The sequence below is a fragment of the Zwartia sp. genome, assembly GCF_049655405.1.
Lineage (GTDB): Bacteria > Pseudomonadota > Gammaproteobacteria > Burkholderiales > Burkholderiaceae_B > Zwartia.
In genome coordinates, this window is record NZ_JBASJR010000006.1 from 113385 (window position 1) to 129665 (window position 16281).

Genomic DNA, 16281 nt, shown 5'->3' on the forward strand with positions numbered 1-16281 from the left:
CGCGAGGCGAGTTTGAACCACGCACACCACAAGAAAGTGCAGCAGCTTTGCCATGGCATCGATCAGATCGCCATGGCATTGTTGGATCGCGAACTGCTGACCATCAACATCTTTCATCCACAACAAATGGAGCTTGAGCGACTGTTCAGCTCAAACCCTGAGGCTTACCCGCCTGGCGGACGAAAGAAAAAAAAGGGTACGTCATGGGGGCAACATGTCCTCATCGACAAAGAGATCTTTATTGGTGAAGGAACTGAAGCGATCAAGCAATCGTTTGATGACCACGAAACGATTGTTCGCTTAGGTCTGCAATCCGTCATCAATATTCCTATCACGAGCAATTCAGCATGCTTGGGTACGCTCAATATTTTGATGAAGCACCCTCGCATACAGCCCGAACATATTGAGACAGCCCGACATCTAGGTGCTCTGCTGTGCTCCGCACTGCTCAACCTGCAATCAAACACAGCTCAATGAAAGAATCACACGCCACACCCTCTAAAGCCACACCCTCTAAAGCCACACCCTCTAAAGATCCGATTGACTTCATCATCGTGAGAAATGATCTGCCGATCCGGTGGCAACGCAAGGTTGGACTGGCGCCTGACAACGGTTTAGGCGTGACAAGACGCGCATTGTTTTTTGCGATGTTTACTTGGTTACCCATCGTGATTTGGGCTGCGCTTGAAAGTAGGCTGCTCGACCGGGCCGCAGGGGAGCCGTTGTTAGCGCATTATGGCGTGCATGTTCGCTGCCTGGTCGCGATTCCGCTTTTGATTCTCGCCGAAAGTATGGCGCTCAGAGTCGTACGCACTATCGTGTCACAGTTTATTGAAAATGGCCTGATTATCGACAGTCAGCGTGACCGTTTTTTCAAGATCATCCAAGACACAACGCAACTGCGTGACAAAGCTTTTCCCTGGGCCATCGTCTTTGCGCTCACGCTGCTCTGGTTAGTCGGCGTACCAGAAAACGTGCATGAGCATGAGCTCTCTTGGGCAACGCTCGAGACAGGCATGGGTTTTGGAGGCTGGTGGTTTCTCTATGTCGTGAGACCCATCTTTACTATTCTGTTACTTGGATGGCTATGGCGAATCGGCCTGATATTCCGCTTATTTTATTTAATTTCAAAACTGGATCTCGCACTGGTTCCCGCACACCCTGATGCAATGGGCGGCTTGGGCTTTCTGCAAAAATTGCCAAAGGCTTTTATTCTCGTGACGCTCGCCATGTCGGCCGTCTTGGCCTCACGCTGGGTACATGACTCGCTCTATCATCAGATCGCACTCGACACACTCAAGCTCCCCCTTCTTTCTTTTGCCGTACTTTGGGGGCTCACAGTCGTCGCGCCACTATTTGTATTTACTGCAAAAATGATTTCAACCCGCAAGAAAGCCATGCGGCAATATAGTGCGCTTCTGTCAGAGCACGGGCGACTCGTTCACCATAAATGGATTCTCGGCCAGAATATTGGCGAACGTGGCATCCTTGATTCTCCAGAGCTTGGACCTTCGGCTGATATTGAAACGATTTATGCTGCCGTCAAAAAAATGAGTCTGATTCCGATCGGAAAAAGCTGCATCATGCCGATCATTGTTCCAATTGCGCTGCCGATGATTATTGTGGCGGCCACTCAGATTCCATTACTCAAAATTTTGACCACGCTGTTTAAAGCAATTGTCTAACAAGATCTTGACTCACGACCTCGCCACCACCACACCTGCTCCACCTCTTGGATCCGCACCGCCCCGCATGCGACCACCAATTGTTGAAATCACGTGCGCGCGCGACATACTGGGCTCGAAACTATGCGCACTCTGATGTACGACATGGCCCAGCGCGCGCAACTCTCTGATGACCGAACGTGGCACGGTCGCCTCTGTATGAATACCTAAACCTTCGCAATGAATGCGAGGCACAGTCACAGCCTCGACAGGAGACATTCCAAAATCCACAACATTCAAAATCGCTTGCAATGTTGCGCTGATAATCACACTTCCACCAGGCGCACCAGCCAACAGCACGGGCTTGCCGTCCTTAAGCAACATCGTTGGCACCATTCCTGTCGTACGTGCCTTACCGGGCGCCATGGAGTTCTTTTTGCCCGGTACAGGATCAAATAACTTCATTGAGTTGTTGTAGTTAAAACCCAGCCCGGGTGTCACAACACCCGCAGCCGTCCCGAGCGTGTGCGTCATCGACACGGCATTGCCTGCTGCATCCATGACACAGACATGTGTCGTACAACCCGGAGGTGCTTCTTCTTGACCCCCAGCATACTTCCCGCTTTTAATGCGCTCTGCCCAATACGCTGCACGCTTTTTGGAAATCAGCATCTCGGTAGGGACATCCGCAAAATGTGGGTCACCTAAATAGGCGTTGCGATCGACATGCGCCGCAGCCATGGCACGCGCAACTAAATCAATATGTCGCGTCGATCCATGCTCAAGCGCACTCAAATCAAAATGTTCCAGAATCTGTAACATTTCAATCAAGGTTGCACCACTGCCTGGTGGAGGATTTGACCTGACCTCATAGCCACGGTAATGCCCGACCAGTGGGGCACTTTCCTCAGGCTGATAGTTCGCTAAATCTTCTCTCGTCACAAACGAGCCATTGAGTTTCAAGTCTCTCGCGATCTCGTCGCCGAGCGCACCCTGATGAAACTCTCGCCAGCCTCCTTTAGCGAGACGCTCGAGCGTCCGAGCATAGTCAGGCAGTCTCATGACGTCGCCAACTTGATAAAGACGGCCCTCTGGATGCAAATACACGCGCGCACACTCCGCTGTTTTGCGAATGCGCGTGAGTCCATCAGGAACACCCGGTTGGGCATAACCATTCCAGACGCCGGCAGCATTGGGCGTGACAACGATGCCCTCAGAGGCCTGCTCAATCGCTGGAGCAAGCAAATCCGCCCAAGGCATTGACCCCAACTTTTCATGAAACAAACCAAGACCCGCAGGTGTGCCGGGCGTCATGATGGCGGTATAGCCGATTTCACTTCGATAATCGTCAAACAAGCTGTAACCAGAAATCGGTGTGCGACCTTTGCAATCCTTTTCCCACATATCAGGCCGCACGTTCGAGCCCGCCCGATTATAAAAATCGATCATGCCACTCTTTCCGTTGGCGGCCGAGTAATAGTGCAAGGTCCCCATACCACCCAAGCCACACATAAAGGGGTCATTGACCATTTGAGAAAACGCAGTGGCGAGAGCGGCATCAAACGCATTACCGCCCTTCTCAAGTATTTCAGCACCCACCTCTGCAGCGCGAGGCTGCGGACACACGACGACCCCTTTCATTTCATCTCCTGTTTTTTTCATCGTTTAAATAAAAATTAACACGATTTACAAACGGAGTAGGCAGGCATACAGTATGTGCATCCAAATAAAAACACGATCACCATGACCAGTGACTCGACCAGACCACCTGCACACGAAGGCCTCTTCACACTTAAAAACTTTACATTTGAATCTGGCCAATCGTTAGACGAACTGCATATTGGCTATGTGCGCTACGGAGAGCTCAATGCGCGGAGTGACAATCTGTTACTCGTATTGCCTGGCACCGGCAACCTCAGGCACAGTGTCCTTGAGCACATTGGTCCTGGCAGAGCCTATGATACCGATCATTATTGCGTCATCAGCACCGATGCCATCGGTGGTGGGACTTCCTCAAAGCCTGCAGATGGCTTAGGCGCGGCATTTCCGGACTATACGATTCGAGACATGGTGCATGCTCAGGTGCAACTCGTCCAACATGGACTTGAGCTAGGAGATCGGCCTATCGCCGTACTTGCTGGAGCATCGATGGGTGCGTTCCAAGCGCTCGAGTGGCTGATTCACTACCCAGATATGGTTCAGTCGGCGGTACTGTTGGTGCCGGACTGGCGCGCAAGTCCAATTTTTAAACTGGCCACTCAACGTATGCTCGATATCGTGCAGCTTGATCCAGACTGGAATGACGGCTTTTACCTCACCCCTCCGTCAAAAGGACTCACACTTGCCGGCAAACATTATTTTGCCTGGACAGTAACGGATCAATATATTTCAGAAACTGACTTTTCAATGATTGAACAAGAAGCGCAAGCTGCAGGTAACGGCTTTGCGGGCTGGGATGCCTGGAGTTTACTCAAGCGCTATCAAGCCTCCTCTCGGCACGACGTCAGCGCTCCGTTTTCCAACGACCTTCAACCAGCTCTTGACCGAGTCATTGCACGCGTTCTCGTATTGCCTTGTACCCAAGATCGCCTGCTTAGCCTGACAGGCGCACAAGAAATCGCAGAGGGGATTTCAGATGCTGTATATGCCTCAGTAGATTCAACAAAAGGTCACCTTGCTTGGAGAGCACTTCCCGGCTCACCTCAAACAAAGTCCATTACTTGGACCATTAGAGATTTTTTAAAGCTTCCTAATGCTTGAAACACTAGGTTTTGATTTACGCTATCCTATGGAAGCACACACCACACACGAATCCTGAATCTCTGTGAATCACATCTTGCTTGCCCTCGTGGCAATGTTCTTGCAACAAACCTTCGCGGCCATTGGTCGCGCCTTACCGGCCGTGATCGCACCTGCCATCATCGCTGACCTCATGATCGATTCAGCCTGGATTGGGGTCTACTTCTCAATCGCAGCAAGCGCTGCACTTTCCACGCAACTCGGCTGCGGCAGTTTCATCATTCGTTTTGGCGCGATGCGCATGAGTCAGCTGGCGCTTGTGTTGCTCGGTTTGGGCATGGCGTTGGCCACGATCGGACACCCAGTCGCACTCGTGCTGTCCGCGATTCTTAGTGGAGGCGGTGCAGCTGTCTCAACGCCCTCAAGCTCGCATTTACTTGGGCGCTGTTCACCCCCGCGCTACCTGCCCTTAATTTTTTCCATTAAACAAACTGCCGTCCCTGCTGGCTTGCTATTGGCGGGCATGTTGGGTCCACAGCTAACAGAATGGTCAAGCTGGCGCTACACCATGTTGATCAGTGCTTTAGCGTGTATTGCTTTCACACTCATGCTGCAACCCTTGCGCAAAAAATTTGATGATGATCGAGATCCATCCCGCCAGTTTCATTTTTCTGATTTTGGAAATACGTTACGTGCCGTTGTAGGTACAAGAGAGTTACGCAATCTTTCTTTTGCCTGCTTTGCTTTCAATGCTGCACAAACAATTTTTACAGTCTACTTTGTCGTCTACCTCACAACCATTGGGTACACCCTTGTCGCAGCAGGCTTTGTCTTTTCAATCGCTGTCGCTGTCGCCGTCCCAGGTCGTATTATCTGGGGCTTGCTCGGCAGCACCTACGTGCATCCGCGCACTATGATGGCAGCACTCGCGATTGGTATGGCCATTAGCATGGCGCTCCTGAGCATTTGCTCCGAGGGATGGCCCACCATTATCGTTGGTGTCGTCGCGACCTTGATCAGCGCGACTGCACTATCATGGCACGGTGTGTTGCTGGCTGAAGCAGCACGTGCAGCACCAGAGGGTGCTCGCGGTGCGGTCACTGGTGGCGTCTTGTCATTTGGGCAAGTCGGCGCCCTCACCGCCCCGACAATCTTTTCTCTTTTACTTGGCATGACCAACAACTATGGCATCGGTTTTATCGTGTGTTCCTTGCCCGCCTTGTTCGTGGGCATTGCATTGATTCGTCAGAGAAAACGGTAGTCAGACGATGGAAAAGCAAGAGTCGTTGACATTCAAGCAAGCATGGCTCTGCGAAGCGATCCATCTGAGGGAGAGTCAATGGGGTCCACAAGACGATAGCAAGGCAAGGCTTCTCGCCCAAAATGAATATACCCCCATCGCTAAAATCATCCGACGCGCCACTGAGTTGAGTCAAGCAAGCGGTCTGACGACTTCGATTACCAAGCTGAGCGCGGCTGGCTGGCTGGCCTTCTTTGTCATCTTGGGCTTGGCGATCCTAACCGGCGCCAGCAGTGCCTTTGCAACACTCGGAAACGGCACTCAACCCGTCAATATTGTCTGGGCACTACTTTCACTCTTGGGTCTGAACCTTCTCTCTCTCATCATCTGGTGTGTCACGCTGCTATCGCCCACAGCAACTGGTGGACGTCTGGCGCAACTCTGGCCCTGGTTGACCCGTAAATTGGCACGTGGTCCCGATATGGGCCTGGCCGTGCAGGCCTGGTGGAGCGTATGGCATCAAGCGCGCGCCACCCGGTGGCTCTTAAGCACGGGAACACATTTGATCTGGATGACGCTCTTGCTAGCAGCCACAGGTGCAACGCTCTTTGCACTCTCGACACGCCAGTATGATTTTGTGTGGGAAACCACGGTCTTGTCTCCAGATGTATTTGTAAACTGGGTCGGATGGTTAGCCGTGATCCCACAATGGTTTGGCTTTACCGTTCCGGATGCTGAGATCGTTCGTACAAGCACTTTAGTTTCTCAACACGATGCGGAAATCGCCCGAAGGCTCTGGTCAGGTTGGCTTGTAGGTTGTCTCGTCATCTATGGCGTTTTACCCAGAGTTGTCTTATCGCTAGTATGTAGTTTGATAGTTGTCAGACGTCGTGCGCATATCAAGCCAGACCTCTTGTCGCCTTATTATGTGGCAGTCTTAAGCCGCATACCCTCCTTTATTCATCATGCTGATGACACTGCACCACCTCCATCGATTTTTGACATAGGGAATGACCACCCTCCCTACGCAGGCGAGGCACACACAACAGAGCATCTCTTGATTGCGATCGAACCCGATCCAAAGGATCTCTGGCCTCCAGAAGGAATTGGTTCAATTGTCTCTTGCGTCGGTCCCATCGATTCGCGTGAGTCACGTCAACAAATCTTGAGAAAAATGGCGCAAGTCCGCCCTAACAATCTCGTGCTTGTTTGTGATGCTCGACACTCACCAGACCGGGGCACGCTTCGCCTGCTTCGCGATCTTTCCGAATGCGCAAAAAGGACCTTGGTGTGGCTTCGGCATAATCAAGACTCACAAGCACACACGCCCGCATGGCTTTCTCAGCTACGCGATCTTCCGGAGATCAAATTAAATATCCGCGACGATCCGGCTAGCGTGATGCAATGGTTAGAGCGTCACCATGACTGAACAACCCACTTTGCAAATAGCCGTCGTGGGTCACACCAACGTTGGTAAAACGTCCTTGCTTCGTACACTGATACGTGACGTCAACTTCGGTGAAGTCGAGGATATGCCGGGCACGACCCGACAAGTACAAGGTGCGCACATCATGCTCGGTACTCAAACAGCACTATTGCTATTTGATACACCCGGCATTGAAGACAGTATCGGACTACTTGATTACCTTGAACAACTGTCGAGTCATTCTCAGCGCTTAGACGGCCCCGATCGCATCCGACTCTTTTTAGAAAGTCCAGAAGCCTCGGCTCTTTATGAGCAAGAAGCCCGTGTTCTTCACAAGTTGCTGAGTTGTCATGCCGGTCTCTATGTCGTTGATGTTCGTGAACCTGTACTTGCCAAGCATCGTGATGAACTCGCGATTCTGTCGAGTTGTGCACGACCACTTTTACCTATTTTAAATTTTGTCGCAAGCGATACTGCACGCACTCAGGAGTGGCGCGACGCACTCGCACGTGTCGGCCTGCATTCGTCACTAGCGTTCGACAGTATGAGTCCCCCACTAGATGGTGAAGAAAAACTTTACCAGGCCCTGTCGCTTTTACTTTCTCCCTATGAGCACATATTGCTTGAGTTGCAAGAACAATCATCCAGACAACGTGAGGCAAGACACGCGTCGTCTATCAACCTGATTGCTAGCATGCTCCTTGACGTTGCCGCGCTCAGGATGCGGACTTCGATTGAAACAGACACTCTCGCCAAAAAAATTGCACTTCAACAAAGTCGTGTGCGTGAACGCGAGCAGGCTTGTGTCAATGCTCTATTGAGTTTGTTCCAGTTTCGTCGAGATGACTATTTGTCTAGCCCCCTGCCTTTGAACGAAGGTCGTTGGGAGCTTGATCTGTTCAGCCCTCAAGCACTCCAACACTTTGGCGTACACGTCAGCATGGGGATTGCGGCAGGTGCTGCCGCAGGTGCAACCGTTGATGTATTGAGCGCGGGACTGAGTCTCGGAACGGGTATGGCGATCGGCGCGATTGCCGGTGGTGCATGGAAGGCCATCGACCGCTGGGGCGACAGAGTGCTCGGCAAAATGCGCGGCTTCAGAGAACTCACCGTCGACCAGTCCATCTTGCAAATGCTGGCTCTCAGACAAATTCAACTACTCAATCGTCTTGAGCATCGTGGACATGCTGCCCTCACCCCCCTACGACTTGAGCAAGCGCCCCATCTTTCACTCGACAATCCAACGCTGACCAAAATCATGACGCTTGCACGCGCGCATCCCGATTGGTCCTCTATTGGCGATGATTTCAACGACAGTCCCGCACGCCAGCGCGCCATTGAGTCGCTTGCGCGGGGACTGTCTTAATCAGACCTTCGCTTCCAGCACTCTACTTATCACTGGGTGATATAAATCTCCATCTCCTCGTGCTACAGCAAGCTCAAAGAGTCGACGCACGTTGCGTGCGCCCGCTGCGTCAACCTGAGTGTGTTCTGCAAGATCCAAGGCATATCGCAAATCTTTCGCTGCATACTCGACAGAAAACGCGCGCTCTGGAAAGTCTCCTGGAATGATGGCTTTGAGTCCGTGATTTCTCAACGCAAAACTATCTGCAGAACCAAGCGCCAAGGTTTCAAACAACTTTTTAGGATCAACACCTGCCTTCTGCGCGATCGCGCGAGCTTCGGAGAGGGCCGCAACCGTTTCAAACAACACCATATTGTTTAGAATTTTGACGACCTGGCCACTGCCCACCGGTCCGCATAGCGTGATCTCAGTAGCAAAGGTGGAAAGATAAGGCAAAATCTGCGTAAACTCATGCTCAAGCCCGCCCACCATAATCGACAGCGTGCCAGCTTCAGCCGCAGCACGCGTGCGTGCAACGGGCGCATCCATTAACAACACCCCTTTCGCTTTAAATTTTGCATATAACTCACGTGTAAGCTCAACGGGCGATGTACTGAGGTCAACCACGATCTGACCAGCACGACAGTTTTCCAACAGTCCGTCGGCCTGTTCACAAATCTTTGCCACTACCTCACCCGAAGGCAAGGATAAAAATACGATGTCCGCCTCTCGCATGACTTGGCCGACAGACTTCGCCACCACTATCGCTTGACCCAACCTATCCAGTGGAGCCGATTGCGTGTCATATGCGAGAACCGTAGCACCTTGCTTGACCGCCAAATTGCGGCACATCGGCTCACCCATCACACCCAAACCAATAAATCCCAATTTTTTTATATCACCCATCGTTATCTCCAAGGCTGTGAGGCGTTTTCTTTAGCAGCGTCGACTTCGCGTCGTTTTGTGGTTAGTATTAATTGTCGATACTTTCAATCATAACTTCCGACATGCAACCATCTTTCACTATACCCGCCGACTTCAAACCACTCGGCTTGGCAGGCATCTGCGATTGCCACACCCATATTTTCCCTTCCTCGGAACAATTCCCTTTTGCTGCAAAGCGCAATTACACTCCGGCTGTGGCGTCACTTGAAGCGCTTGACGCCTTGCACGCCGCGATGGGTGTTGACCGCGTGGTGCTCGCACACCCCAGCCCTTATGGCACAGATAACTCAAGCATGCTGTATGCGCTTGAGTCTTGGGGTCCGGCTCGCGGACGGGGCGTCGCGGTGATCGACGAGAGTTTTTCTCTCGATACACTGAAAAAATTTCATGCGGCTGGCGTGAGAGGCGTGCGCGTCAATCTTGAAACCCATGGACACAACGACCCTGCTTCTGCGGCCCGTCAACTGAAAACCGCAGCCGAGCAAGTCGCTCCACTCGGCTGGCATGTTCAGGTCTACACCAATCTAGACGTGATTGCAGGTATGCAAGACACCATTCGTCAACTACCCACCACATTAGTGGTTGATCACTTTGGCAAACTTGACGCGAGCAAGCCTCTGACACAGCCCGGCTTTGATACGCTATGCGCCCTCGTTCAATCTGGCAAGGTTTACGTCAAGCTCTCTGCGCCCTACCGTATTTCCGAACTGCCAGGCTATCCGGACGGCGAGCCTTTTGCGCGCGCACTCATTGACGCCAATCCAGATCGCATGCTGTGGGGGACAGACTGGCCACACCCCATGCCGCCCAAAGGTGTCAAACGCGATCCTAATGTGATCGAATACGCCAGACCCGAAGATGATTTTGCGGCATTGACTCGCATAGCCAAGTGGGCAGGTGATCCCGTGACCGTCAAAAAAGTGCTCGTCGATAATGCGGCGCGCTTGTACGATTTTTAGATATTCGCACACAGCGAGGAGACAATCATGAATATAAAAATTAAACATTCATCCAACTTTTCCCTTCAACATATTGTCAAACAAGCACTTAAGCACTTGCTCTTTGGTGCGGCCGTCGTCTCTGCAGGCCTCACATCCGCACAGGCTCAAAGCGCCTCTAACTATCCCACCAAACCTATCCGTCTGATTGTTCCTGTCGCTGCGGGTGGCAACGTAGATCTGGTTGCTCGTGCCGTGGCCGAGCCACTTTCGAAGGCACTCGGTCAACAAGTCATTGTCGAAAATCGTCCTGGCGCGAGTAGCCTGGTTGGCACGATGATGGTGGCCAACGCGCCGGCCGATGGCTACACACTGCTGGCGCACTCCACCACGTTTGTGACCGCGCCATTGCTCTTGGCCAACGCAGGTTATGACCCACTCAAAAACTTTGTGCCGATTACCCTGACCTGTGAAATCCCCATGGTGATGGTGATTAATCAAACGGCCCTTCCAGCCAAAAATGTGGCCGACGTCGTCAAGCTTGCAAAAGCCAATCCTAAAAAATACGCCTACGCATCCTCTGGCAATGGCTCAACCGGTCATATTGCAGCTGAGCTATTTAGCAACGCTTCGGGCGTCTCGTTATTACATGTGCCCTATAAAGGCAATGCACAATCCGTCATCGATGTAATCGCCGGCCAAGTCCCCATCATGTTCGATCAGGTCAGCACTGCCGCCAAGCACATCGAAGCTGGCAAGCTATATCCGATCGCAGTCACTAGTATGAAACGATCTTCTATTTTGCCAAACGTTCCAACATTAGACGAATCCGGCCTAAAAGGATTTAACGATTCGACCTTTAACGGAATCTTTGCACCGATTGGTACACCACCAGCCATCGTGAACAAGCTCCACGCAGAAATCTCCAAGATCTTGCAAACCCCCGCTGTGATTGAGGTCTTTAAAGCCAAGGGCGTTGAGATGATTGCGAGTCCCTCCCCAGCCGCTTTTAGCGACTACATTCGCAATCAGAGCAAGATATACGGTGAGTTAGTCAAAAATGCAGGCATTACCGCCAATTAGAGGGCGATTTGTCGCCAACTCGCAGACATCGTGGTCGAGCGAACGTCACAGGGTAAACTCCAAATGCTAAACGCATCAAAAGCGGTTAGGATTATCGGCTTGTTGTCGAGCGACCTAGCTGTCCTAAGCAGCTCTGGTTCACTTAATTGTTGGAGACCTCTATGAAATTCTTACCTTTAGCGAGTGCCATTGCGGCAACGTTTATCTTGTCTGCTGGCGCTGCTCATGCTCAGGCCCCGACTTATCCAAATAAGCCCGTGACGCTCGTGGTTGGCTTTGCCCCTGGTGGTGCAACAGACCGCGTGGCACGCATCATTGCAAAGTCACTTACAGAACAAACCAAACAAAGTTTTGTTGTTGAAAACCGTGCAGGCGCCAACAGCAACATCGGCGCCGAGGGCGTCACCAAAGCCAAGCCAGACGGCTACACGCTTTATGTTGGCTCAGTCTCCAACACCATTAACCAGACTTTGTACAAGAAACTTAATTTCAACGTACTAACTGACTTCGCACCTGTTGCGACGCTCACCACGATTGTCAATATCTTGGTCGTGAATCCAAAGCTTCCCGTTAAAAACGTAGGTGAATTCATTGCCTATGCGAAAGCAAACCCTGGAAAAGTATCCTGTGCATCTTCGGGCTCTGGCTCATCCATTCACCTGTCATGCGAACTGTTTAAGATTCAAGCTGGCGTCGATCTTTTACACGTCCCCTACAAGGGTAGTGGCCCGGCCATCATCGACTTAGTCGGTGGCCAGGTGGACTCCATGTTTGACAACCTGCCCTCGGCCATTGGTCAAGTACGCTCTGACAAGCTGCGCGCGCTGGCGGTGACTTCTGCCAAGCCAACACCTTTTGCGCCAGGCGTTCCAACGGTCAGCGATACAGGTGTTCCTGGCTTTGATGTCTCAGCATGGTTTGCCGTTTATGCACCAAAAGACACTCCACCAGCAATCATCGATATGCTGAACAAAGAAATCAACAAAGCCCTGGCAACCGAAGAGGTCAAAAAGGCCTACCAAGGTGGTGGCTTTGAATTACCAGCTGCACCCAACACACCTGCTCAACTGGGCAAACTGACCCAAGATGAAGTGAGCAAGTGGTCTGCCGTGATCAAAAAATCGGGCATCAAACAAGAGTAATTTTTCTCTAGTAACAAGTATGAATAAAGGGCCTGTCTTGCAAATTCAAGACAGGCCCTTTTCTATTTAACAAGATACAAAACTTTTATTTTTAAACAGGCGTCGCACCTACCGATAGGCCTCCACATACATACAGCACTTGTCCCGTCACAAAGCTCGCATCATCGGACAAGAAGTACGTAATCGCGCCAGCGATTTCCTCGGGTGTTCCCACCCGCTTGAGCGGGATACGCGAGGCAAAGGCCTCCCGCGCCTCAGGCGACATCGGATTGTTTTTCAAATACAGCTCTGTTGCGACTGGACCTGGTGCGACCGCATTAACGGTAATGCCCTGCGCGCCTAACTCTAACGCCCATGTGCGCGTCATGCCGATCAAACCACTCTTGGCGCCTGCATAGGCAGTTCTTTTCACCATCCCCAGCGCGGCACGACTTGAAATATTGACGACACGTCCACGCCCCTTGCGCACCATGGCAGGCAAACATGCCTGCAAACACTGCATCGGTGCACGCATATTGATCTGCAATATTTCTTCAAACTCTTTGGACGTTGTTTGCGTCAACAAACTCGACGTGGTCTTACCTGCATTATTGACCAAGTGATCAATCTCAAACTGCTCAGTGATCTGCGTCAACACCTGCGCAGTCTCTGACTCCGAGATTAGATCGGCCGTAAAAAATGGACCGGGAAAATTCACTCCTTCGGCAGATCGCGCGATACCAATCACAGTGCCGCCGTCTTTTGCGATCCGCTGCGCAGTGGCGAGTCCAATCCCTTTGCTCGCACCCGTGATCAGCGTCACTGTTCCGGAGAAACGTCCGCCACTCATGTTGGGCTCACGCCTTGAATCGTGATGCGGTGCATTTCACGACGCTGACCAGGATAGTCATTGATAGCGTAGTGCATGGTGCAACGGTTATCCCAAAATGCCATCGAGCCTGGCTGCCAACGGAACCGACACGTCAACTCAGGCTTATGGCTCACCTGATACAAATATTGAAGCAACGGCAAACTCTCGTCACGCGTCATCCCCTCAAAACAGAATGTAAAAGGCTGATTCACGAACAAGCTCTTGCGCCCTGTTTCATCATGCGTACGCACGACAGGATGACGGCTGTCGATACGACCCACGTCTTCACGCAATTTGGTTGAGCGGGTGCTGTTGCGCAAGCGCGCATTTGCATTCAAGAAATCATTAGAGTGGATGGCATACAACCCCTCAAGCTGCTTTTTCATGGCATCTGACAAACGCTCGTACGCCAAATACTGATTGGCCCAGAGCGTATCGCCGCCCACCTTGGGAACCTCACGCGCATAGAGCACCGAACCCAGCGGTGGCTGTGGATGGTAAGTCTCATCCGTATGCCAGGTATCGCCGATCACATCTTTATCGGTGACTTCTTTCACCACAGGCATGATCTGAGGATATTGAGGATGTGTTTGATAGACGGGGGTTGTGCTGATCGGACCAAACTTTTCCACGAAGGCAATCTGCTGCTCGGGGGTCAGTGTCTGATCACGAAAAAAAATCACTAGATTGTCGAGTAAGGCCTGACGCATATCCTTGATCGTTGCCGCGGACAGATCTTTCGACAGATCAACGCCCAAGAGCTCTGCGCCTATGGTACCGGTTAGTTTTTTGACTTCCATGATGTTCTCCTCACACTGAATCGGCAAAGTTTACCTAGCCACATTAGGCGCGTCCAATATATTATTCATCCATTATTTATTTGAAAATCAGAATAATGCTCGATATCAAAAAGCTCCGATATTTTGTCGCCGTCGCCGAAGAGGGACACTTTGGCCGCGCGGCGACTCGCCTGGGCATTAGCCAACCGCCGTTGAGCGACCATATCCAACAGCTCGAGGGCCTGCTTCAGACCACACTGCTGCACCGCACCACTAGACGTGTGAGCCTGACACAAGAGGGTATGGCGCTACTCCAGCACGCCAGAAAAATACTCAGCGACATTGATCAATGTGCCCAAGTCGTCCAACAATCCAATAGTCAACAGAAACAAATTCTGCGTCTTGGGATTCTTCACGCGCACACCTACACTTTTCTACCTAACCTTTTACGTCACTATTTACGGGCACATCCCGCGATGCGTATCGAGCTCGTTGAGTACACGACTCGCGAGCAGGTCGATACACTGGTCGGAGATCAAGTCGACGTGGGACTCGTCCGCGAACCCGTCAATCATCCGGCACTCAAGACCGTCAGGCTCTTTACCGAGCACTATGCGCTTGCCGCACCTGCGGAATGGAGACTCGCCCGCACAACAGCGATACCCGTGAGCGTCGTGCACGACAAAACCCTCATCGGCTATCCAAGTCATGACGACAAACGCAGTACGCGTAGTTTGTTTCGGGATTATTTACAGCGACATCAGGTCAAGCCTGCTGACTTTATCGAGGTTCGAACCATGCATGCTGCATTGGCGTTGGTGGCGGCCGGGCTCGGCTGTGCGCCAGTCCCTGAGTCTCAAACCTCCATGCAGTTTCCCGGACTCAAATACCATCGCTTCAAAGAAATACCGCCACGCTTGTCCGTTGGACTGGCGTGGCGGGAAGATCACTCAACCGCTCCGGTTGCAGACTTTAAAAAAGCCGCGCTCGAGTTTTTTACTCTGGCTTGATTCCAGCGGCCCTCACAACATCCGCCCATTTTTTCAAATCGACGTTAACGATGTCAGCCACTTCTTTAGGTGAGCGATAGCTGGCAGTTGCACCCTGCTCGTTCATTTGTTTAACGAACTGAGGCGAAGTGATAACCGTCTTCATGCTCTCCGTCAATTTCTTCACGACAGCGTCAGGCATATTGGCTGGGCCGAACACGGTGAACCACGCGTCTAACTGAAACTCAGGCAAACCTGCCTCAGCGGTGGTAGGCACATCAGGCAGCATAGGGTGACGCTGCTGACTGGTGATGGCTAGCGCACGCAAAGTTCCGGCCTTGAGGTGGCCCATCGCTGTCGGTGGTGTTGTGATGAACAAATCAATCCGACCCGCAAGCAAATCTTTCATCGCCGGTGCCGCGCCACCGTAGGGCACATGGACCATCTTGGTATTGGTCTTGAGTTGGAGTAATTCTGCTCCCAGATGCTGGATGGAGCCCACACCAGAAGAAGCGTAATTCAGTTTGCCTGGATTTGCCTTTGCATACTCCACCAACCCCTTCAAGTCCTTAATGGGCGAATCCTTGGGCACGAGCACCAGATGCGGCCCTCTGATGACTTCTGCAATAGGTGTGAAACTCTTGACGGGATCCCAAGGCAGACTCTTGGTCAGTGCCGGATTGCCAGTATTAAAACCCTCGTAGGCGAGCACGAGCGTGTAGCCATCAGGATTGGCGCGCGCCACATAGGAGTTGCCAATGCCACCGCTCGCACCAGGTTTGTTTTCCACGATGACCATCTGACCCAGCACATCTTTGAGCTGATTGGCCAATATTCGACCCGCGATGTCCGTCGTGCCACCCGCAGCAACCGGCACGATCAATGTGATGGGCTTTTGCGGAAAATCCTGAGCCACTGCCGCTGTCATCGCAAGCGACAACGAAAGACCCACAGCTAAAGCTTTAAGTTTGTTGACTGACATGTCCTCTCCAAATACGTTTGATTTTTATCTGGTCATACTGACAAGAGCAATCTTATAACGGATTCCCAAGCAATGAAAAAGCCATATTTGAGCGAGTGCTGTTCGCAAAAAGCGGCTCTTCCTACAGTACGATCATGTTCACCCCCGCTATTTACCGAC

The 16281-nt window shown here is 51.8% G+C and carries 15 protein-coding genes; 10 read left to right on the forward strand and 5 right to left on the reverse strand.

Annotated features, from left to right (window positions below; genetic code table 11):
• Window positions 1-12: 12 nt before the first annotated feature.
• Both WBJ47_RS03630 and WBJ47_RS03635 read left to right on the forward strand, forming a co-directional pair.
• Entirely contained in the window at window positions 13-477 is a 465-nt protein-coding gene (locus WBJ47_RS03630; protein WP_422245886.1) for a GAF domain-containing protein, read from the forward strand.
• Complete coding sequence (locus WBJ47_RS03635) at window positions 474-1685, forward strand: hypothetical protein (RefSeq protein ID WP_422245884.1); 1212 nt, start codon at window positions 474-476, stop codon at window positions 1683-1685. Before WBJ47_RS03630 ends, WBJ47_RS03635 begins: the two co-directional genes overlap by 4 nt.
• Before the next feature lie 12 nt (window positions 1686-1697).
• On the opposite strand, the gene ggt is transcribed toward WBJ47_RS03635, so the two are convergent.
• The gene (ggt, locus tag WBJ47_RS03640) at window positions 1698-3305 is read right to left on the reverse strand and encodes a gamma-glutamyltransferase (protein WP_422245882.1); all 1608 of its coding nucleotides are present in this window, start codon (window positions 3303-3305) and stop codon (window positions 1698-1700) included.
• Between the two features lie 75 nt (window positions 3306-3380).
• Here ggt and WBJ47_RS03645 point away from each other — a divergent pair, with 75 nt between their 5' ends.
• The 4 genes from WBJ47_RS03645 (at window position 3381) to WBJ47_RS03660 (ending at window position 8435) form a co-directional block, all read left to right on the forward strand.
• The gene (locus WBJ47_RS03645; RefSeq protein ID WP_422245880.1) at window positions 3381-4424 is read left to right on the forward strand and encodes an alpha/beta fold hydrolase; all 1044 of its coding nucleotides are present in this window, start codon (window positions 3381-3383) and stop codon (window positions 4422-4424) included.
• A gap of 64 nt (window positions 4425-4488) precedes the next feature.
• Window positions 4489-5664 carry an MFS transporter gene (locus WBJ47_RS03650; protein WP_422245878.1) on the forward strand — a complete coding sequence of 392 codons (1176 nt, stop codon included), beginning with the start codon at window positions 4489-4491 and terminating at the stop codon, window positions 5662-5664.
• A gap of 7 nt (window positions 5665-5671) precedes the next feature.
• Window positions 5672-7072: a DUF2868 domain-containing protein gene (locus tag WBJ47_RS03655; RefSeq protein ID WP_422245877.1), complete on the forward strand. Its 1401-nt coding sequence runs from the start codon at window positions 5672-5674 to the stop codon at window positions 7070-7072.
• The gene (locus WBJ47_RS03660; RefSeq protein ID WP_422245875.1) at window positions 7065-8435 is read left to right on the forward strand and encodes a GTPase/DUF3482 domain-containing protein; all 1371 of its coding nucleotides are present in this window, start codon (window positions 7065-7067) and stop codon (window positions 8433-8435) included. The genes WBJ47_RS03655 and WBJ47_RS03660 overlap by 8 nt, the downstream gene beginning before the upstream one ends.
• On the opposite strand, the gene WBJ47_RS03665 is transcribed toward WBJ47_RS03660, so the two are convergent.
• Window positions 8436-9320: an NAD(P)-dependent oxidoreductase gene (locus WBJ47_RS03665; protein WP_422245874.1), complete on the reverse strand. Its 885-nt coding sequence runs from the start codon at window positions 9318-9320 to the stop codon at window positions 8436-8438.
• Window positions 9321-9421: 101 nt separating this feature from the next.
• Between WBJ47_RS03665 and WBJ47_RS03670 the strand changes: the two genes are divergently transcribed.
• The 3 genes from WBJ47_RS03670 to WBJ47_RS03680 all read left to right on the forward strand — a co-directional run bounded on the left by WBJ47_RS03670 (window position 9422) and on the right by WBJ47_RS03680 (window position 12522).
• On the forward strand, window positions 9422-10318 hold the full coding sequence (locus WBJ47_RS03670; RefSeq protein ID WP_422245872.1) for an amidohydrolase family protein: 897 nt from the start codon (window positions 9422-9424) through the stop codon (window positions 10316-10318).
• A gap of 27 nt (window positions 10319-10345) precedes the next feature.
• Window positions 10346-11380 (forward strand): Bug family tripartite tricarboxylate transporter substrate binding protein, encoded by a 1035-nt coding sequence (locus tag WBJ47_RS03675; RefSeq protein ID WP_422245870.1) that lies wholly within the window; start codon window positions 10346-10348, stop codon window positions 11378-11380.
• A gap of 161 nt (window positions 11381-11541) precedes the next feature.
• Window positions 11542-12522: a Bug family tripartite tricarboxylate transporter substrate binding protein gene (locus WBJ47_RS03680; protein ID WP_422245869.1), complete on the forward strand. Its 981-nt coding sequence runs from the start codon at window positions 11542-11544 to the stop codon at window positions 12520-12522.
• A gap of 91 nt (window positions 12523-12613) precedes the next feature.
• On the opposite strand, the gene WBJ47_RS03685 is transcribed toward WBJ47_RS03680, so the two are convergent.
• On the reverse strand, window positions 12614-13351 hold the full coding sequence (locus WBJ47_RS03685) for an SDR family oxidoreductase (protein WP_422245868.1): 738 nt from the start codon (window positions 13349-13351) through the stop codon (window positions 12614-12616).
• Window positions 13348-14172: a TauD/TfdA dioxygenase family protein gene (locus tag WBJ47_RS03690; RefSeq protein ID WP_422245866.1), complete on the reverse strand. Its 825-nt coding sequence runs from the start codon at window positions 14170-14172 to the stop codon at window positions 13348-13350. The genes WBJ47_RS03685 and WBJ47_RS03690 overlap by 4 nt, the downstream gene beginning before the upstream one ends.
• Window positions 14173-14267: 95 nt before the next feature.
• Between WBJ47_RS03690 and WBJ47_RS03695 the strand changes: the two genes are divergently transcribed.
• Entirely contained in the window at window positions 14268-15161 is an 894-nt protein-coding gene (locus WBJ47_RS03695; protein ID WP_422245865.1) for a LysR substrate-binding domain-containing protein, read from the forward strand.
• Here the strand turns inward: WBJ47_RS03695 and WBJ47_RS03700 are convergent.
• Window positions 15148-16122, reverse strand: a complete 975-nt coding sequence (locus WBJ47_RS03700; protein ID WP_422245863.1) for a Bug family tripartite tricarboxylate transporter substrate binding protein — start codon at window positions 16120-16122, stop codon at window positions 15148-15150. The genes WBJ47_RS03695 and WBJ47_RS03700 overlap by 14 nt on opposite strands.
• Window positions 16123-16281: the final 159 nt, after the last annotated feature.